The organism is Gardnerella vaginalis, from assembly GCF_001546455.1.
GTDB classification, from domain to species: domain Bacteria; phylum Actinomycetota; class Actinomycetes; order Actinomycetales; family Bifidobacteriaceae; genus Bifidobacterium; species Bifidobacterium vaginale_B.
In genome coordinates this window covers 1-20,259 of the sequence record NZ_KQ956823.1, presented here as the reverse complement: position 1 = coordinate 20,259, position 20,259 = coordinate 1, and the positions used below count along the sequence as shown (strand labels likewise).

Here is a 20,259-nt window from a genome sequence, read left to right as displayed (position 1 = left end):
CATGCCAAATCAGCCGAGCGGCTACTAATAGCTGCGCGCGCCAACCTGCCGGAGCGCTTGAAGCGTAGCGCGCGAAGGCAATTTTGCGCGCTGAGCAGCTCAAGGCAGAAGCACTGCTTCTGCGCTGCGAAGACGTGAGCGCAGCTAATCTGCGCGAGCGACATAGCGCGCTTAGACCGCGCGAACGATTTTCCGCTTTTTGTACGTGATTTAGCCAAAATATGGTACAAAACCCGTCAACCCACTCCGCTTTTTGTACGTGATTTAGGTCAAATTTGGTACAAAGTGCGGAAAATCGTCGATTCGCGTGTGCAGAAATAACAAAAGCCGCGCAAGCCAAGAAAACCTTGACTACGCGCGGCTTATAAATCTTAGAAAAGCTTAGAAAATCCTAGAAAATCTTAAGCAAAAATTCTAAGCAAAACCTTACTCGGCTGCAGGAGCTTCGGCAGCAGGAGCAGCAGCATCGGCAGCAGGAGCAGCAGCTGGCTCTTCTGGAGCAGCATCTTCTGGAACGGTAACGCTAACAACAGACTCTTCGCCATCCATGTCGAGCACAACGCCCTTAGGAAGCTTAACGTCTTTAGCAAATACCTTGGTGCCATCGGTTAAGCCGTCAACGTTAACCACCAAGCGCTCTGGCAAGTTGGAAACGTCTGCGCGAACCTTAAGCTCCTGAACGTCTACGAATGCAACAGCAGCACCCTTTGGAGTGCCTTCAACAAACACTGGCACCTCAACGTCAATCTTTTCGCCAGCCTTAACTTCGTAGAAGTCAATGTGCTCAACAATGCGCTTAACAGGGTTGCGCTGAACATCCTTAACAACTGCGATTCGCGATTCCTTGCCAAACTTAATGGTGAACAAAGCGTTTGCGTGACGAAGCGAAAGAGTGGTCTCCCTCATTGGAAGAGTAACGTGTACAGGTTCAGCACCGCCAGCGTAAATGCTTGCTGGAATCAAATTTGCAACGCGCAAACGGCGAGCAACGCCCTTACCGAACTCATTACGCACATTGCCTTCAAGTGTAATCTTTGTAGCCATATCGGTCTCCTTATTATCTGGATAGATTGATTAATCCAGCTTCAGGCGCACCGACGCGCCGAAAACCATATTGGCATCAGCCCAGTCGATAACGGAACTTACACGGCAATCACAGGTGCAATCGCAGTGTTATTCCCTCGCCAAAGCAACTTGTCTAGTCTACAAAAACACTTAGACATGCGCAAACTCCGCAAAAATACTAATGCTAATTCGCAAAATCCTAATTACAAACACAACACAAAAAGTGACTTGAGCTATACAAGCTATTATCATATATAAAAGAAGTAAGCGCGCATTGAATTGTGCGATTAAAAACAAGCTGATTTTGTGACTAAAGTTGTGACTAAAGTTGCAACACAAATTACATGTTGCAACACAAATTACACGTTGCAACGCAATTTATGACTCAAGATTAGCGCAATTAAGGAGCAGACGTGTCCGTGCTAAACACACTCCAGCAGCAGGCTTTCAACCTTGCTCGCAAGGCCTTGCAAATCGGCAGCAACTTTGCGCACCCAGTTAGCGACGATCGCTCGGGAAGCCAAGACTACTCGCAAGTCGAAGAAAAACAAGAAGCAGCAAACACGCTACTTGCGCAAAAATCGCGTCTGCCTCGCGTAGAAGAGTGGGGCGCAGAAATGCCAACCACAACGTTCCTAGACCCACAAACTGGCTTGTTGACTACAAAAACCGAGGGAAGCGCTCCGCTAGACGAAGGCACAAGCATCTACGACTTGTATGCCGATAGAGCCGCACGCATGGGAGACGATCCGCTTTACACATACAAAGAAAACGATGAATGGGTTACAAAAACCGCAAATCAGTTCCTTAAAGAAGTGCGAGATGCCGCAAAAGGCTTAATGCACTACGGTTTGCGCAAGGGCGATGCTGTTGCGTTAATGTGCAAAACCTCGTACGAGTGGGATATTGCCGACGCTGCGGTTATGGCTTGCGGAGGCGTGCTTGCTACGATTTACGACACGGATTCTGCCGAGCAAATTCGCAACATTGTAAACAACTCCGACTCGCGCTTTCTGATTGTTGGAACAACAGATATGAAGGAAAAGGCGGACGGCGCAATCGAAGAATGCCCAAGCCTTGAGCGCATTATTTGCATAGAAACTGGCGGATTGGCGGAACTTCAGGCTTTTGGATACGCTGTTAGCGACGAAGAGCTGGACGAACGCATTGACTCGGTTAAAAAAACCGACTTGTGCTCAATCGTGTACACTTCTGGCTCTACGGCTGCGCCAAAAGGCGTGGAAATGACGCATGAGCATTATTGCACAACGGCGTTAAACTTGCCGATTTATTTGCCAGACTTGCTTAGCGAGCCTGATGGATCTGTGCTTCTGTTCTTGCCTCAGGCTCATTCGTTTGCGCGCGCAATCAACTATATTGTTGTTGCCAGCACGCTTAGAATCTACATTGCGCAAGGCATTACAACGCTTATATCCGACCTTCAAGTTGCAAAACCAACCGTTATGATTGTTGTTCCGCGTGTGCTCGAAAAAGTGTATAACGCGGCTTCACAAAAGGCAGGTCACGGCGCTAAGGGACTTGCTTTCCAGGGTGCTGTTGTTACGGCTCAGCAATATATGAAGGAAGTACAGGATTCTGGAGACGCTAAGGCGCTCACAAAGGCTCGCCGCGCTGCTTACGACCCACTGGTTTACCGCCCGATTCGCCAAGCGCTTGGTGGGCGTGCGCGCTGGATTGTTGCTGGAGGTGCACCACTGGACCCAGAGCTGCTTTCGTTCTTCCGCGGCGCAGGCGTGCCAGTTTACGAGGGCTACGGTCTTACGGAAACCACTGCCCCATGCGCGTTTACGCCTATTGGCGTTCCATTCCGCGAAGGTTCTGTTGGCATTGCTTTCCCAGCTTTCACTTTGCGAATTGCTAAAGATGGCGAAGTGCAAATTAAGGGCACTTGCGTGTTTAAGAAGTATCACAAGAACGAAGAGGCCACCGAGACTTCGTTTACAGAAGACGGATGGTATGCTACTGGCGATTTGGGCAGAATTGACGACGATGGCATGATTTACATTACTGGTCGCAAGAAGGACTTAATCATTACTGCTGGCGGCAAGAATGTAGCTCCTGGCCCTATTGAAGAAGTGATTAAGCGTTGCGATCTTGTGTCTCAAGCGCTTGTTCTTGGAGATAAGAGGCCATTTATATCTGCTCTTGTTACTTTAGACGAGGAGATTTTGCGCAATTGGCTTAAATCCAAGGGCTTGGACGAGACTATGAGCATGGAAGATGCCGCAAATAACGCGGTTGTGCGTGCGGAAGTTCAAAAGTTTGTGGATCTTGCAAATGAGGGCGTATCGCGCGCGGAATCTGTGCGAAAGTTCATTATTTTGCCAGAAGAGTTTACTCAAGAAAACGGCTTGATGACGGCTTCGATGAAGATTATTCGCCCTCGCGTTATTAAGAAGTATTCTGCATTGCTCAACACGCAAATGTACACGATTCGCAAGAAGTAGCGCTGATTAAAGCGTGGCATTAATCGCCAGCAACCTACTTGCGATTTACGCGCGAATCACCCAAAACCGCGGTTGACCAGTCTTCACCGACTCGTCTTCCGCGGTTTTTGTTGTTGATTTTGCCCGCGTTTGTTCCCTTTTACCCGCGTTTGTTCCCTTTTTGGTCAATTTTGGAAACAAAAGCAAGAAAAAGTAAACAAACACGGGGAAATTATGCAGCTCGAAATCGTCGATTCGCAGTTTAATCCATAGGTATTTGGTAAAATCACGTTGAAAACTATATACCCCCCCCCCGGTAGAAAATATGTTTTCCAAAACAAGACGAACGGCAAGCAATTGCTAAAAATCTTGTTCAAAAACACGAAAACTAACGATTTCCTATTATCAAATATGAGGAGAGGTTTTATGAATGCTAAAATCGCAGCCGCTATATCTTTAGGCGCAAGTTCACTGGCATTATTCGGTGTGGCAAATGTGGCCAACGCTGTTGAACAGAATCCAAACATAACTCAAGAAACTAACAATGTAGTTAACAGAGAAAATCCACAATCAGAACCACAATCCAATCCAAAAACCAGCGAAGAAGCAAACAAAGAAGCAAACAAGCTTGCAGACGAAGCCGAAAGACTAGAAAAAGAAGCCAATACAGAATTTACAAAAGCTCAAGACGAATATAATCAGGCTAATCAAGCTGCGACCGACGCCAACAATGTTGCTAGCACTGCACAATCTAAGTTAGAGGATGCTCAAAAAGAGAAAACTCTCGCAGAAGAAAATCAAACTAAAGCAAATAAAGAATTGCAAGAAAAGCAATTGCAGGCATCTAAAGTAAAAGACGAAGTAACAGCAAAAACTAAAATCTTAGAAGCAGAAAAAAATAATGAAAAAGCTGCTTTAGACGCAAGGCAAGAAGCTGCAAATGCACAAATAAAAGCCGAAGAACTTAATGCTTCTGCTCAAAGTGACGCTGCAAAGCATAAAGAGCTAGCAGATAAAGCAGATGAAGATTTAAAAGATAAGCAAAAAGCTCAAAAGAAAGAAAATGCAAATCTGCAACAAGCCAAGGATGCCCTAAGCAATGCAAAAAAGGAGCATCAGGAATTATTGCAAAAGGCCAATCAGGCAGATGTACTTAAACAAAATGCAGATAAGCTTGTTGAAGAAAACAATAACAATCAAAAGAAAATTACAGCCCAGATAGAAGCGCTTACAAATCCAAAATCTGCTAGCGAAAATGAGAATGTTAAAAATCTAGAAAAAGCAGCTCAAGAAGCGCAAGAAAAAGCAGATTCAGCAAAGACTAATGCTGCTAAGAAGAATTCGGAAGTCAACTCTGCAAGCGACAATCTTACAAAAGCAGAAAATGAGCTTAAGTCAAAGAACAAAGACTTTTATGATTTAAAAAACGCTGTAGAGGAAGCTAAACGCACAGCAAAACAAAAAAGTGACGAATACGATCTTACCGCAGATACAGAAGATTCAAACAAAAAAGTAGAAGAAAAGTCCGACTTCTACAAGTTCTTGCAATATGTGATTGATACCGAAAAAGCTAAGGAAAATGCAGGCAACGCTGACCTTATTGCAGACGCTGAGCGCGCTCAAAAAGTCCTTAAGGGCGAATCTTATGTGATTCCAAAACAAGAGTTCCAAGATGGATCGTATAAAAAAGCGCAAACAATAGAGGCTCCAACTTGGTACAACGACTTAGTAAAGCCTGGACTTGGCAGGGTTGGCAGCGCAGACTCGCTGCAAAATATGATTGAAGCATCAACATACTACGATGCTCTTAACAAGCTGCGCAAGGCAGATGATTCTTTGCCAGAAGTCGGCGTGCGCTTAACGCATATTGCAGAGAGCATTGTACACTCCTTCTACTCCGCCGCGTATATTGGTCATGCTGTATCTCATGAACCTAATAATGTAGCAGAAGATTTAAAAACACATGCATATAATCGATCTGCGGAAAATGTTGCGTGGAGCAACAAGTTAGACGGGCACGATAGCACAAGAAATCCACAGAAGTTTGATGACTGCGAAGTAACAGACGAAGGTCATTTTTCTTGCAAAATCAACTCTGGTGACTCACACAACGCTCTAGACGGTTGGTACACAATAGAAAAAACCTTGTACGACAACACAATTAGCAGCGGCAAATGGGCGAATCATAAACTCGCAAATGGCGCTAAAGAAATACTGCAACAACATAGACATGATCTTGCAGATTTTACTCGCAATACAAAAACTATCTTATTTGAAAACGACAATGATAGGTCGCTGACTGGTAAGTTTATAAACGCAGTTGGCCATTACACAAACTTTGCCGATAAATCAAATACTGCTGCGGGCTTCGCCGAAGGCGACAACTCGTATGACACCACCAACAAATACCAAGATATTGCCATGTGGCATGGCAGCAACGAATCGACTATTACAGTTAGCCAATATAAGGATTTGCTTAATGCTTATATTAAAAAAGTTAATCCTAATAACAATAACTTGGAACCAGATAACGCAGAAAAGTTGAAGCAGCTTAATGCGGACGCAAACCTTGCAAATATGGCTATTTTTAACGCCAGATATAAGGTTTTGCAGAAAAAGCACGCCATGAACGAGCAGAATCGTGCCGCTATTAAAGGCCTCGAAGAAAAATTCGACGATGCTGTTAGCAAATTTGAGCAAGCTCAAGAAGAGTCTAAAAACGCAAATAAAAGCAAAATCCTTCTGGAAAAATCTGCTGAGGCTGCGAAAAAACTTTATGAAGAAGAAAAGCAGAAGGCAGATGCTAATGCTCAGCTTGACGAAAATGCTAGAGAGAACAAAAAGAAGCAACTTGAGCAAGAACTTAAAAAGTTGCAAGCAGCTGCGGTTGATTTGAACAAAAATGCTGAGAATGCTAAGAAAAATGCAGAAGAAACTCATAGATTGGCAGATGCAAAGCAGGCTACGATTGATGGCAAATTGACTGATGCTGTTAATGTTGCTCAAGGCAAGGTGACTGCTGCCAATCAGGCTGTTCAAGATGCAGAAGCCGACAAGAATAATGCTGAAGAAGCACTTAAGGCTGCTAACAAAAAGGCTGATGAGCTAGCTGATAAGATTACAGAATTAGAGAAAACAGTCGAAGCGGAAACTAAGAAGATTACAGAAGCAAATAATAGAGTTTCTGATGCGCAAAAGGCTGTTAAAGATGCTGAAGATCAGCAAGAACGAGTAAACAACGAGCTTTCTGCCTTAAGTACAAGAGCAGATGAGGCAAATAAAAAGGTTGTAGAAACCAATGCTGATGTTTCCAAAAAGATTGAGGCTGTTAAGGCAGCTAAAAAGACTGTTAAGGCTGCTAAGGCTAAGGTTGCCTCTGCTCAAACCACTCTTAAAGCCGCTAAAGCTAAGGTTAAGGCAGCACAAGAGACCGTTAAGGCTGTTGAAACTAAGTTTAACGAGATAATCAAGAAGCTGCCTCAAGAGACTCAAAAAACATACAGTGCCAAGTTCCTTGCTGCGACCGGAAAATTCCAGGATATGCAAACGTATTTGGCAAGTTACACAAATACGCTTGCACAGCTTACTACAACCTTAACTAAGACTGCCGATGCGCTTAAGAACGTACCAACCCCAGAGCCACCAACCCCAGAGCCAGCCCCATCTCCTGCTCCAAGCATCGACGAAGGCACAACTCCTGGCTCTGGCTCTGGTTCTGCATCTGGCTCTGGCTCTGCGTCTGTTGAAGAGCCTGGCAAAGCATCTGGCAGCGACTATGCTGGCGGCTCGGATTACAGCAGCAGCAACTGGTACAGCAAGTATCTTGCAGGATACGCAAACAACTTGTTCGGCAGCGAGCAGCTTGGCTTTAACGTTGCTGTTCCAGCTGCACAATCGCAGAGTGCAAACGGTGCTAACGGCGCAAACGGCGCTAACGCTCAGAATGCTAATGGTGTTGCGGCGAATAATGTTGCAGGCGCAGCGCAAGCTAATACTCTTAGCGCATCTAGCGCCAATCGCATCGCAGCCGCACTAGTGGCTGGAGCTAAGGCCGCTGCAAAGAATGCAGCCAAGACAGACGAGGCTAAGAAGGATGACGCTAAGAGCGAGTCCTCTAAGAATGCTGCTAAGGATTCTGCAAAGAGCAAGTCTAAGAGCGATTCCAAGAATGATTCCAAGAGCGAATCTAAGGATGAGTCTAAGAACGCTCAAGCGGCAGGCGGCGAGGAAAGCGCAGCGCAAAGCGCGTCCAACAGCACTACGCTTAAGGTTGTTGCGGCTCTAGCGACTGTTGTTGCAGGAATCGCAGCAATCGGAGGCGGCACTTACTTTGCTCGCCATCGTCGCCCATAATCACGCTATATAGAATAAAAAACCGCGGTTGACCAGTCTTATAACCGACTTGTCTGCCGCGGTTTTTGTTGTTGATTTTACCCGCGTTTGTTCCCTTTTCCCCGCGTTTGTTCCCTTTTTGGTCAATTTGGGAAACAAACACGGGCAAATTACGCAGCTCGAAATCGTCGATTCGCTAGAACCCCAAGCGCTCAAGCTTCTTAGGGTCGCTCTGCCACCCCTTTGCAACCTTTACGTGCAAATCGAGCACAGCTTTAGCACCCGTAATGCGATTCACCGCAGTGCGCAAACGCTTCTTAACGCGCACAAGATGCTCCGCGCCGCGACCAATAATAATCGGCTTTTGCGAATCGCGCTCAACATACACCGACACAATCACATGCACTTTATTATCGCCATATTGCGCATAGTCCTCATCTTCTGGGCGCACAATGCTATCTACAACAACCGCCAGCGAATGCGGCAACTCGTCGTCAAGCTCCTCAAGAAAAGCCCCACGAATCAGCTCCGCAATCATGCTCGAAGGACTCTCCTCGCTAAGCTGATCGTCTGGATACATCTTCGGACCTTCTGGAAGATTGTCAATCAAAACCTTCTTAACTTCGTCAACATTGTCGCGTTCCAGCGCGCTAACTGGCACAATATCCGTAAAATCAGCAAACTGCTGAATCTCAATCAAATGAGACACCAACTCATCTCGGCTTAGCGTATCAATTTTAGTGACGATTCCAATAAGCGGAACCTTCCACACCCAGTTTCCAGCCGCATCTTTTTTGGCAAAGTCGGAGCGAAGTCGGCTTAGAATTCTGCGATCTCCAGGCCCAATCTCCTGATCTGCTGGAAGCAAGAAAGCAATCGCATCCACATCTGCAAGCGACTCGTCCACAATGTCATTCAAGCGCTGACCCAGCAAAGTGCGCGGCCTGTGGATTCCTGGCGTATCAACTAACACCATTTGCGCATTTGGAGTTGTTAAGATTCCGCGAATCGCCTTGCGCGTTGTTTCTGGGCGAGAAGACGCGATTGCGATTTGCGTTCCAATTAGCGCATTCATAAGCGTTGATTTTCCAACGTTTGGTCTGCCTACTACCGCAACAAATCCCGATTTATAGCCGTTAAAATCAGGCGCTTCTACGCTCGCTTTTAGGGAAGGATCCAAATTAGCAAACATTTCGTCGTCCATATCGTCCATATCGTCCATGTCGTCCATATCATTCATATCGTTATTGTCTTTCATATTATTAATATCTTCCATACTGTTCTGCGCAAATGCCACTAAGATAAAAACCGCGGAAGGCTATTATCGCCGTTTGCTTGCGATGATTCATTGGCTCCAGCTTTGTCTTTTCCGCTATTCTCGCCGTCACTCTTTGAGTCACTCTTGGCATCATTCTTTACGCCGTCACTCTTAGAGTCACCCCTAGAGTCACCCTTGGAATCGCCCTTTACGCCACTCTTCCCAACGCTATCTTCTTCTTTAAGACCCTGAATATCTCGCACAACTTGAATCGTGGAAACTTTCTTGCGCCGCCCAGCAGAATCAACCGCAGTCAGCTTAAGCCCGCGAGTCACCGCGCTAGACCCAACAATCGGCACACTTCCAAGCAACTTTGTAAGCAACCCAAACACAGTGTCCACATCGTCTTCGTCTATATGCACCTCAAAAATATCTTCCAAATCGGCAATCGGCGTGCGCGCAGGCATTTGCCACACACCCTCACTCACCTCTTGCGGATCCGCGTGCTGAGTGCGGTCGTGCTCGTCTTCCAGCTCTCCAACAATTTGCTCAATCGCGTCTTCAATCGTCACAAGCCCTGCAATCCCGCCATATTCATCTACAACAACGGCAACGTGCTGGCGGATTCGCTGCATTTCGTGGAACAAATCATCCACTGGCTTGGACTCTGGAACAAGCATTGGGCTTCTGCTAATCGTAGAAACCGCGCGCGAAGATGCCGCTGGATTAAACACGGTTGCACGCACAGCATCCTTTAAATACGCGATTCCTTCCAAATCATCAACCGACTCACCGATTATAGGCACGCGAGAAAATCCAGATCTTGAGCATAATTTTAGGAAATTTTCCAGCGTTTCATCGTTTTTAACGCAAATCATATCGGTTCGCGGCACCATGATTTCGCGCGTCAAAGTGTCGGAAAGCGTAAGCACATTGCGCATCATCTCCGAAACTTCTGGGTCAAAATCATTTGCCTCCACCAGCCTATCAATACTCGCCTTAGCCTGGTCTAACTGAATATTTTCTAGCTCTTCGTCGTCGGAAAGAGCGGCATTTTTCTTATGATTTTGGCTTTGACTTTGCAAATCCCCCTGGCTTGCGATTTTTGCAAACGGATTCATAAAAACAGCAATCGAAACTATTCTAGACAAGCGCATTAGCTTAAAAACTGGCTGAGCCGCGCCCACCGACCTTGGCCGTACAAGAATAGAAACAATTGCAACAATCATTGCCACTATTAGCCCGATTAATAGCGTTAGCCAAAGAGATGCCCCAAGCGCCGCCGCGATTGCCGCAAAAGCCACGCCGTCCAGCACGTTACACACAATTCGCACAAACGCGCACGCTCCGCTTGTTGCGTACCTATCTGCTATAAGCCTCTTTGCTCTGCGAATTCTAGCAAGCTTCCTCAAGCGAACAACTTGACTTTCGCTATCGTTCGTTTGCTCTTCAATCATAAGGTTATTAAGACTAGACCTTGTGACTCTTGGCACCGCCCCTTCCGCCGCTGCCATAGCAAGCGAAAGCCACACAAGCAAAACTGCGACTATTGCAATCGCAGCCAAACAAGCCCACATATGCGCAGGCAAATCAGGAATCGGCGGAATTGTAATGTTATTTAGCATGATTTTTCTCGTATTCTTCCAGCTCATTTACAGCGCTCGCTGGCAAAGTGGCGTCGTAAAGCTCGCCAGATCTAGCCGCAAAGAACGTTAGCAAAAGCTGCCTTTGCAAGCCAAACATTTGCTTTTCTTCTTGAGGCGTAGTGTGATCGTAGCCAAGCAAATGTAACATTCCGTGAATCGTAAGCAATAGCATCTCTTCCATTGTGCTATGCCCCGCCGCAGCCGCCTGCTGAGCCGCCACCCACGGGCAAATCACAAGGTCTCCAAGCATTCCTTCGCTAACTTTGTCATCGCTTCCAGGCGTCAGCTCGTCCATTGGAAAACTCATAACGTCTGTAGGGCCTTCTAAGTTCATCCACTTTTCGTGAAGACTAGCGATTGGCTCTGGGTCCACAAAAGTAATCGACAAATCGGATTGAACGCTTACTCGCATTTGTTGTAAAACCCACATTCCAAGGTCGGAGAATATTTTTGGGTCGATTTGCCAAACGGTTTCGTTCATCACTTCAACACTCATGATTACTTGATATTCCTCTCAAGATTTTGCGATTCTGCGGTTTCTTGCGATTCTGCGGTTACTGGCGACTTTCCACGCGCACTGCTAGCCTCGCGCTTTGCGCTATTCTTCTCGCGCCTAAAATCAGCCTCGCGCTTTTCCCACGCTTCGTACGCTTCTACGATTCTCCCAACAAGCTCGGCCCTAACAACGTCTTTAGCATTTAAGTGAACAAACGCAATACTCTTAACGTCTTTTAGCACGTTCTCAATCGAAGCTAATCCAGATTTTGGAACCGCTAAATCAACTTGCGTTCTATCTCCCGTAATTACCATTGTGGTGTTAAAACCAAGACGCGTCAAAAACATCTTAAGTTGCTGAACAGTGGCATTTTGCGCTTCGTCTAAAATAACAAAAGCGTCATTAAGCGTGCGACCTCTCATGTATGCAAGCGGAGCCACTTCCACAACGTTTTCGTCCATATACCTCTTAAGTTGCGGCGCGCCCAACATGTCGGAAAGCGCGTCGTAAAGCGGCCTTAAATATGGATCCACTTTGTCGTTTAGCGTTCCAGGCAAGAATCCAAGATTTTCCCCAGCTTCTACAGCAGGGCGCGTCAACACTATTCTTCGCACGCGACCATCTTTTAAAGCTCTAACCGCCTTAGCAACCGCCAAATACGTTTTTCCAGTACCAGCAGGCCCAATTCCAAACGTTATAGTATTTGATTCCATTGCTTGCACATAAGCCGTTTGACCCGCTGTTTTTGCGCGAACAGGTTTTCCGCCTGCAAACGTTATTACGCCTTTAGCCATTCGCGCTTTTCTGCTCATTGTGCGCCTTTTAGTATCTTCACTAGATGGCATTAAATCGGCAGAATCTCGCGCAAAATCACTTTCGATTGAACCAGAACTAAAGCCAGAACCAAAGCCAGAACCAAAGCCAGCGCCATCTCCAGCACCAGCATCAAAAGACTTTAATCCGCTAAACACCCCGCCTAAAACTCCGCCATTGTGCCCAATCCTATCGATTCGCACATTATGCTCGTTACCTTTAAGCACATCTCTTTCTAACATGCGTCTTACAGCATAAGAATCAACAGGAGCTTCGTAAGCGCAATCAACTATTTTGCGCAACGCGTGTTCGGCTTTGCAGGCATCTTTCTCACTTCTTGCGCTTCTAGATACAATTTTCACACAATCCGCATGAACGGAAATATCTACGCTTGGAAAAGCCTTCTCCAACTCTATTAAGTTTGAATCTGCTGCTCCCAAAACAGCAACTGGGCTTAATTCGCTTGGAATTTGAACAATACGCGTTGTACTATTTGCCACGATTTATAAACTACCTTCTTCAAGTTTTTCGCCTGTTAAAACATGAGCGTGAACATGGAACACGGTTTGGCCAGCTCCCAAACCAGTGTTGAAAACAAGGCGATAATCGCCATTATAAAAGTCGTTTGCAATTTTTTGCGCAACGCATGCAATATGAGCCAAAACAGCAGAATCATTTTGAGCAAGATCTGCAACATTCTTGTAATGATTGCGCGGAACAATCAAAACATGCACCTTGGCTTGCGGATTAATGTCTTTAAAAGCCACTACCGAGTCGTCTTCATACACTTTGCTGCTTGGGATTTGCCCATCAATTATCTTGCAAAAAATGCAATCGTCGTCAGTTTTGTATGTTTTGCATGCTTTATCCATTATTTTGCCCACTTTTCAATAATTCTTACTGCAATTCTTATTGCAATTCTTATTACCGAACACCATTTACTATTTTACACAAAACACGCACAAAGCTTGCAAAATTGCTTGCTACTCGTACCTACCAAGCACTCTAGAAAGCAACGATAAGCATACTGGCCCTGCTGTAGACGCGCGTAAAATATTGCTTCCTAAAACGCAACTTTTGGCGCCAGCGTCTATAAAACTTTGCACTTCTTCTTCGCTAATTCCACCTTCTGGCCCCACAATTACGTAAACAGTACGCGTTTTGCCATCTTTTAAGCATTTTTCTGTTAAGTTATTTACGTAATTTTCGATTTGACTAAAAGAATCTGTTGCGTCTTGATGCAAAACAACTACAAGACTTCCATAAACACATGCACGCCTACAAATCGCTAGAATCTGCTTGCTTGTAACTGGCTCTAAAAGCTCTGGCATCCACGCTCTACGCGATTGCTCCGTAGCGGACTCAAGCACCTGATTCCATCGCTTATCTGTGCGCCCTGGCTTCCATTTTGCAATCGACCTATCTGCACACCAAGGAATTACCTCGTCTACTCCGATTTGCGTAGCCATGTCTATTGCTTGCTCATCGTGACCCGTTTTTGCCAGCGCCTGAATCAGCGCCAATCTGGTTGTTGGAGCTGGCTCTTTTATAAACGAATCTACTCTAACTAAGCCGTTTTCGCTGTCTGTAATCGTTGCGTGAATTCGCACTCCTTTTCCGTCCGAAAGGTCCAGCGAATCGCCATCCGAAAGTCGCATTGCGCTTATTGCATGCCTTTTAACGTGTTGAGGCAAGCTAAGAGTCCACCCCTCTTCAATCCCATTTGCAAGAACGGGCGCATCGTCTTTATTTGTATCCAGCAAAAACAAAGCATCTGTCATAATTTAAGCCTAACGTTAGGCGCAGCCAACATTTTTGCTGCTTATGACTACTTATGTAATTGTGCAAGTAATTCTGTGCAAGTATTGTGGCAAACTAGAATGGTATGTATTGGAGGTATGCGCAAATGGTTGACGATTTTAACTGCAACTTTGCGCATTTTAATAATCAAGATTCCTCTACAAGCGATGAAGCTTTTGTGACTTTTCGCGTATCTCGTTTTACGCCAAATGACGATTCTTGCGACTCTTCGACAGCTCTCGACTCTTCGGTTGCTTGCGATTCAACCACTGGCCCAGCCACTGCTTCAGCCACCGATTCAACATCAAGCCCCTCCACCAACTCCCCTGGTTTAGTTAGAAGGCACAGGGAAAGCCCTTTTGCAAAAAAGCGCAAAAGCAGCCCATTCCAGGCGCAACATTCTGGCGATTCACCAGCTAAAGCACTAAGCGGAAAACATTGGATTCAGGATTATACAATTCGCGCGCGCAAAAACGACACGATTTTAGACTGCTTGCTTAAAATTAAGCGCACACTAGACCCCACTTTGGCATTTAGATACTCTTGCGGCCACGGCGTTTGCGGATCGGATGCTGCGAACGTAAACGGCATACCCACTTTGCTTTGCACAGCTACAATCGCCCAAAATGCTAGGCAAAATACGCAAAATCAAGGGGTTCGATCAAGCGGTTTTAGAAGAACTGGTAGCGTAAAGTCGCAAGCTTCCGCAACATCAGCCGCAACCGCAGAAAATCACAATCTTCAGTCACAATCTAAAGAAACTCTTTCTTTAATCCAAAATGGAAGCTTTGGCATTATTGAGGTTGCACCACTTTCAGGCTTTGCCGTTCAAAGAGACCTTATTTGCGACCTTTCCCCAATGATTGCACAGCTTAAAAGACTTGAGCCATATTTGCAATCGCAAAATGTTCCAACAAGAAACAGCAGCGGAAAGCTTGCGATTATTGAGTTTTTGCAGCACCCAGAGCAGCTTGCAAAGTTTGAGCTTTTAAGCAATTGCATAATGTGCGGAGTGTGCGAAGGAATTTGCCCAGTTTATGCGGGCGGAGAAGCATTTATTGGGCCTGCAGCGCTTATAAACGCAGCGCGATTTATTAACGATTCCAGAGATAACGCCACTAATCGAAGATTAGACTTGGCAGATTCTAGCGACGGCATAAGCGCATGCCAATCCGTGCGCGCGTGCTCCAGGCAGTGTCCGCGAGGAATCGACGTTGGAGAAGAGATTTGGCAGCTTACAACGCTTATAAATGAGCGGAAAATAAGCCAAAATAAGCAAGAATAAGCTAAGACTTAAGATAAAACTAATTAATAAACTTGTCTCCAGTTGCAATTCTCACAGCTTCTATAGGGTCGTCTGTAATCGCAAGCAAACTAGGATCAAAAGACGATATAAGTCCTCTTTCTTTAACCGTAGTTCCAATCCAATCAATAAGGCCTTTCCAATATTCGCTGCCAAAAAGCACAACAGGAATTTTAGAAACCTTATGAGTTTGAACAAGCGTAAGAGACTCAAAAAGCTCGTCCATTGTGCCAAATCCGCCTGGGCACACAATAATTCCCGAAGAATATTTTAAGAACATTGTTTTGCGAACAAAAAAGTAGCGGAATCGCATGCCAAGATTTACCCACTGATTTAGACCCTGCTCATGAGGCAATTCGATTCCTAGCCCAACGCTTGTTCCACCAGCTTCTGCCGCTCCGCGATTTGCCGCTTCCATAATTCCAGGCCCGCCGCCCGTTATCACTGCAAAACCGCGGTTTACAAGCTCTTTGCCCATTATGCGAGCGCTATTGTATTCTGGCTCATCGGGCTTTATGCGAGCAGAACCAAACACACTAACAGCTAATCCAAGTTTTGCTAAAGCATCGAAGCCATCTATAAACTCGGCTTGTATTCTAAGAACTCGCCAAGGGTCAAGGCCTTGCCACGCGTAATTATTATGCGAATCGCTATTAGGCAAATCGTGTTGCAACAGCGTTTCCGTTGTGCTTTCCTTAGGGATCATTGGCCCGCGCATCATTACGGCACCGCTGTAATAAGTGTCTTTCCAAGGTGAATTCTGTTCGGTGTTTTGCGAGCGCAAGTCGCAAGATTTATCAGATTTATCTAAATTATTTTTAGAAACCATAAGTCACCCTCTAAAACCTTCTAGAACTTTCTAGTCATCTTCTAATCGCAATTAAAAACAGACTTAATCACTCTATCACTCTTAATCACTCTTCAATATCGTCTAATTCTTCTTCCATATGATTCGATTGCTTTGCAAGCAAGAATCCCGAAACAGCAGCGGCCACAATAGACGCCACTAGAACGCCGAATCGTGCTTCTCCCGAAAGATCCGCGTCGCTGTAGGCAAGCGAAGCGATTAACAAAGACACAGTAAAGCCAATTCCACACGCACAAGCCGTAGGCAAAAGATCGCGAACGCGCAAATCGTCTGGAACGCGCAAGCCAATAACTTTCTTAGCAAGCCAAGCTGTAATCATAATTCCAAGTGGCTTTCCAATAACTAGCGCAATCGTAATCGCAATCAGTATTGGAGACAAAAACAGTTCCCAAGTCAGCGTTTCAAAATGAACTCCAGTTGCAAAAAGCGCAAAAACTGGCAGAGCAAACAAAGAAGACAAAGGCTGAATTTTCTGGCGATACCTTTCGGCTCTAAGCGACTTTTCGCCGTGAACAAGATGTGCAGGAGTTAGCAAACCAACCATTACACCTGCAAGAGTTGGGTGAACGCCAGCTTGATACATCATAACCCACGCAAGCACGCCAACAAGCGCCACAATAGGCCAAGGAACGCGCTTTAATCGCACAAGCATAGTCCACACTAATCCGCATAAAACAACGCCCACAAACCAATACCATGCGTTAAGCGAAGAGAAGAATAGTGCAATTAACGCGATTCCAAGAAGGTCGTCGACTGTAGCCAGAGTCATTAAAAATGCGCGCAATGCTTTAGGAAGCGTCTTAGCAAAAAGCGCAAGAACAGCCAGCGAGAATGCTATATCTGTTGCCGTAGGAATAGCCCAACCGTCGCGAACCATTTCTAAAGATGGAAGCGCTCCAGAAGTAAGTCGCATAATCTCTTGACCAGCGTGAAGCTCCGAGAATATTGTAACAGTTCCAACAAAAAGAATCGGCGGAACAATCATGCCACCAAGCGCGCAAATCATTGGCATTGCTGCAGCGCGCGGGTCTCTAAGTGATCCTGCAATAAGCTCGTGTTTTAAATCTAAACCAACTGTAAGGAAGAAAATAGTTAGCACGCCGTCTTGAACCCAGTGGCTAATCGACATGTGAATGTTGGTGTATGGAATTCCGATTTGCGTGTGAGAAACAGCTTCAAAAATAGGCGACGCAAATGGCAAATTTGCAAGCATTAATCCAGCTAAAGCAAATCCGAGCATAATTAAGCCAGACGTACGCTCATTATTGGCTATTTTGCATGCCACTTTCCACGCGCGCTTTACCATGCGGAATTATCTCCTCTAAGTTTTAAGTCTAGTAAGTTTTAAATCTAGAATGCTTGTGCAAAATACGTTATATGCACTAGGACTTACAAGTATATAAGATACGTATCGAAATATAACAAAAACGCCACTCCGATTAGAAGTGACGTTTTAAATTGTGGAGCTAGGGGGATTCGAACCCCCGACCCCCTCCATGCCATGGAGATGCGCTACCAGCTGCGCCATAGCCCCGTTTTAGTTGTACAGCTCAAACGAACCTTTGATAGAATACAACAGATTTTGCTGCCAACCAAACTCGGCGTGTCGTATACTATTCTCCGCTGCCAGATTGCTGCGAGCCAGATTCGCCCTGCTGCGCAGCCGATCCGCCACTCGCTCCGTTAGACGAAGAAGACGAGGACTGCGAAGAATCGCCAGAAGACGAAGAATCGCCTTTAGCTCCGCGCAATCCAGAATCCGCACCAGAAGCTCCAGAATCTCCCGAGCCTTGATTCCCAGAATCTGCACCAAGCCCATTTGCGTCTAAAGAAGAGGAAGATCCTTCTCGAGTCTTTTTATCTTGCTTTTCGCTAGAATTCTTGCTCGAAGAATCTTCACCGTCTTTGCCATCTTTGCCATCTTTACTATCTTTTTCATCCTCTGCATCTTGAGAGTTTTTTTGCTCATCTTGCGAGTTTTTATCTTGATTTTGAACGCCATTATTCTGGCCATTTTGATGCGTATTATTGCCCGAATTCTGGCCATTATTCTGTTCGGTGTTTTGGCCAGAAGGCACTAAATTATCTGTGCCCCTTCCTTGAGTAAATAGCAGCACAATGCCAGAAGTAAGAAGAACGGCCGCAATCGCGCTCAAAATGGCAATAACAATCGTAAGTCTCTTATGCTTAGCTTCGCTATATGCGTAATCACTGCCGCCGCCTAATGCACGTTTAGCATCGTTAAGAGTAAGAAGTGAGTCTGCGTCCCCTTCCGAAAGCGAATTATCTTCTTCCTTCAGTTTTCTTAAGGAAGACAATTCCATAACACTTGTGCTTTCGGCACTAAGCGCTTGCGACTCTACCGATTTTGCGTTTTGTGAGCTTGAAGAATCGCCAGCAACATTTGCATTAGAAGCCATTGCAACAACTCTTCTAGCTTGTTTTTCTTTGCTTGAATCGCCCATATTGTTGTAAACTTCGTATTCTTTAGGCATATCATCCTCTAATGCAATAAAACGCGCATTATTCACCACTTTAGTGTCATCTTCTTCATAGCGGCTTGAACTTGACTTTAGTGCAGAAGAAGACTGTATCTTTTTAGAAGATGCGTGAATAACATTTTGATAAAGTTGCGATGCTACAGCAGAGACAATCGAACCTATTGCAACGCCAATAACAGACCCAGCAATACCAATTTTTGACGAAAGCAAAAACGCCGTCACAGCCGCAAGAGAGCCAGCTAGCACTTGCGTAAATGATATTCCCTTAAAGAAGTTCTTCACAAGCACACCTTAAAAATTGTTATATACTACTATTCACCAAACAACATTCACTGATTAGTATTCAAATTGACTACTACTTAGATTGTAGTTGCTGGCGCAGATGCCACTTTTGCCTTAGATTTATAAGCGTCTTGCTTTTTCCTTGCTTTTATAAGCTCAATGTGCTCTGCCAAACTTGCAAGAAGAATCGCAGCAAAAATCAATGTAAATCCAACAAAAGCCATGCTTGTTACTTGCTCATTGTAAAGAATGCTAGAAAATAGCAATGTAAACAAGCATTCTGTGCACATAATCACAGAAGCGTTAGCTGTGGAAAGATAAATCAGCGTGTAGTTTTGAATAACCTGAGCAACAACAGTCACTATCACTATAAGATAGAACATGTTTATAAACGTAATCCAATTATCTTCTGCACTAAAGTTAGGCAAAGGCTCACTTATTGCAGCTCCGCACAAAAATAGAACTCCAGAAACACAAAACTGGCCAAATGTTAAAGCAACGGGATTGTACTGCCTAGAGTAATACGCCAAGTATGTTAAGTTAAACGCAAAAACAGCCGCGCAAATAAGAGTTAAAACATCTCCGTGAGAAAGCGTAAGAACGAGCAAGCCTGGCTTTAATGCAACAAATCCAACACCCACAACGCATGTTAGAGCCGCAATAATCCCTAAAAGTGTTGGCTTCTTTTTAATAATCATCCATGCGGAAAATGGTGCTATAACGCAGTAGGCAGCTGTAAGAAAAGCGCTTCTTCCTGGGTCTATCCACCTTAATCCTTCTGTTTGCGTAACTAAAGATGCGTAGTATGTAACGCCTGTTAAAAGCGAAGGAATTATTAGCTTTTTAGTAAAATTCTTGCGGATTGTTTTAAAGAAGACTACGCCCATTATTATGCACGCTCCAAGCATGCGAACTCCCATAAGCCACTGCGGCGAGAATACCTCTAGAGCGTATTTAGACGAAACGTAGCTTCCTCCCCAAATTGCGGCGCATAAGAGCAACATGATTCGCGCAATATTTACAGTAAATCGATTGTTCTGCCTTGGTTGAACAGCGTTATTTATTTCACTCATGTCACTCCCCCCATTCCTTCAAATCACGAGTCTATAACATTAAATTTTTCTTTAAGTTAGCTAAATTGCCTTATAATCTTTATAGAATAGACACAAATACAAGAAAAGTACAACCCATCGGCGTTCCTTCGTAAAATTTCCGACTTTATTACGAAATTAGCGCTTGACAGTGCGCTATTGCCTTAAGATTTACGATTCATGATTTAAGCTCGAAGGCAGGTCGGAGCGCACGCTTGTTTATTTTTGCCCGCGCTTGTTTACCAAAACACCAAACACGACAACAAACGCGGGCAAAAATAAACAAAAGCAGGAAAATCGTTCGCGCGTGGTTACGCCAAGTGAAGTAGAGATTCGAGATTTTTCGCAGCGGATGAA

General features: G+C 45.1%; 14 protein-coding genes and 1 tRNA gene. 3 read left to right on the top strand and 12 right to left on the bottom strand.

Annotated features, from left to right (window positions below; all coding sequences use genetic code 11):
* Nucleotides 1-426: 426 nt before the first annotated feature.
* The gene (locus HMPREF3216_RS05070; protein WP_060787224.1) at nt 427-1,044 is read right to left on the bottom strand and encodes a 50S ribosomal protein L25/general stress protein Ctc; all 618 of its coding nucleotides are present in this window, start codon (nt 1,042-1,044) and stop codon (nt 427-429) included.
* Nucleotides 1,045-1,478: 434 nt separating this feature from the next.
* On the opposite strand from HMPREF3216_RS05070, the gene HMPREF3216_RS05065 reads away from it, so the two are divergent.
* Both HMPREF3216_RS05065 and HMPREF3216_RS05055 read left to right on the top strand, forming a co-directional pair.
* Nucleotides 1,479-3,533: an AMP-dependent synthetase/ligase gene (locus tag HMPREF3216_RS05065; protein ID WP_060787223.1), complete on the top strand. Its 2,055-nt coding sequence runs from the start codon at nt 1,479-1,481 to the stop codon at nt 3,531-3,533.
* Nucleotides 3,534-3,938: 405 nt separating this feature from the next.
* Entirely contained in the window at nt 3,939-7,865 is a 3,927-nt protein-coding gene (locus HMPREF3216_RS05055) for a coiled-coil domain-containing protein (protein WP_060787221.1), read from the top strand.
* Nucleotides 7,866-8,040: 175 nt separating this feature from the next.
* On the opposite strand, the gene era is transcribed toward HMPREF3216_RS05055, so the two are convergent.
* The 6 genes from era to HMPREF3216_RS05025 all read right to left on the bottom strand — a co-directional run bounded on the left by era (nt 8,041) and on the right by HMPREF3216_RS05025 (nt 13,838).
* Nucleotides 8,041-9,111 (bottom strand): GTPase Era, encoded by a 1,071-nt coding sequence (era, locus tag HMPREF3216_RS05050; RefSeq protein ID WP_081091002.1) that lies wholly within the window; start codon nt 9,109-9,111, stop codon nt 8,041-8,043.
* 29 nt (nt 9,112-9,140) lie between these two features.
* On the bottom strand, nt 9,141-10,727 hold the full coding sequence (locus HMPREF3216_RS05045; RefSeq protein ID WP_060787220.1) for a hemolysin family protein: 1,587 nt from the start codon (nt 10,725-10,727) through the stop codon (nt 9,141-9,143).
* Nucleotides 10,717-11,244, bottom strand: a complete 528-nt coding sequence (gene ybeY, locus HMPREF3216_RS05040; protein WP_060787219.1) for an rRNA maturation RNase YbeY — start codon at nt 11,242-11,244, stop codon at nt 10,717-10,719. The genes HMPREF3216_RS05045 and ybeY overlap by 11 nt, the downstream gene beginning before the upstream one ends.
* Before the next feature lie 2 nt (nt 11,245-11,246).
* Entirely contained in the window at nt 11,247-12,557 is a 1,311-nt protein-coding gene (locus tag HMPREF3216_RS05035; RefSeq protein ID WP_060787218.1) for a PhoH family protein, read from the bottom strand.
* Between the two features lie 3 nt (nt 12,558-12,560).
* Complete coding sequence (locus HMPREF3216_RS05030; RefSeq protein ID WP_004122874.1) at nt 12,561-12,929, bottom strand: histidine triad nucleotide-binding protein; 369 nt, start codon at nt 12,927-12,929, stop codon at nt 12,561-12,563.
* A 111-nt stretch (nt 12,930-13,040) separates the two neighbouring features.
* Nucleotides 13,041-13,838, bottom strand: coding sequence for a 16S rRNA (uracil(1498)-N(3))-methyltransferase (locus HMPREF3216_RS05025; protein ID WP_060787217.1), 798 nt, complete (start codon nt 13,836-13,838; stop codon nt 13,041-13,043).
* A gap of 125 nt (nt 13,839-13,963) precedes the next feature.
* On the opposite strand from HMPREF3216_RS05025, the gene HMPREF3216_RS05020 reads away from it, so the two are divergent.
* Nucleotides 13,964-15,142 (top strand): succinate dehydrogenase/fumarate reductase iron-sulfur subunit, encoded by a 1,179-nt coding sequence (locus HMPREF3216_RS05020; protein ID WP_060787216.1) that lies wholly within the window; start codon nt 13,964-13,966, stop codon nt 15,140-15,142.
* 19 nt (nt 15,143-15,161) lie between these two features.
* On the opposite strand, the gene HMPREF3216_RS05015 is transcribed toward HMPREF3216_RS05020, so the two are convergent.
* The 5 genes from HMPREF3216_RS05015 to HMPREF3216_RS04995 form a co-directional block, all read right to left on the bottom strand.
* A complete protein-coding gene (locus HMPREF3216_RS05015) occupies nt 15,162-15,989 on the bottom strand; it encodes an LOG family protein (protein ID WP_060787215.1) in 828 nt (275 codons plus the stop codon).
* Between the two features lie 85 nt (nt 15,990-16,074).
* Nucleotides 16,075-17,334 (bottom strand): Na+/H+ antiporter NhaA, encoded by a 1,260-nt coding sequence (locus tag HMPREF3216_RS05010; protein WP_060787214.1) that lies wholly within the window; start codon nt 17,332-17,334, stop codon nt 16,075-16,077.
* A gap of 155 nt (nt 17,335-17,489) precedes the next feature.
* A tRNA-Ala gene (locus HMPREF3216_RS05005) sits at nt 17,490-17,562 on the bottom strand.
* 79 nt (nt 17,563-17,641) lie between these two features.
* Nucleotides 17,642-18,811, bottom strand: coding sequence for an ICP22 family protein (locus HMPREF3216_RS05000; RefSeq protein WP_060787213.1), 1,170 nt, complete (start codon nt 18,809-18,811; stop codon nt 17,642-17,644).
* A 77-nt stretch (nt 18,812-18,888) separates the two neighbouring features.
* The gene (locus tag HMPREF3216_RS04995) at nt 18,889-19,884 is read right to left on the bottom strand and encodes a DMT family transporter (RefSeq protein ID WP_060787212.1); all 996 of its coding nucleotides are present in this window, start codon (nt 19,882-19,884) and stop codon (nt 18,889-18,891) included.
* Nucleotides 19,885-20,259 lie beyond the last annotated feature (375 nt).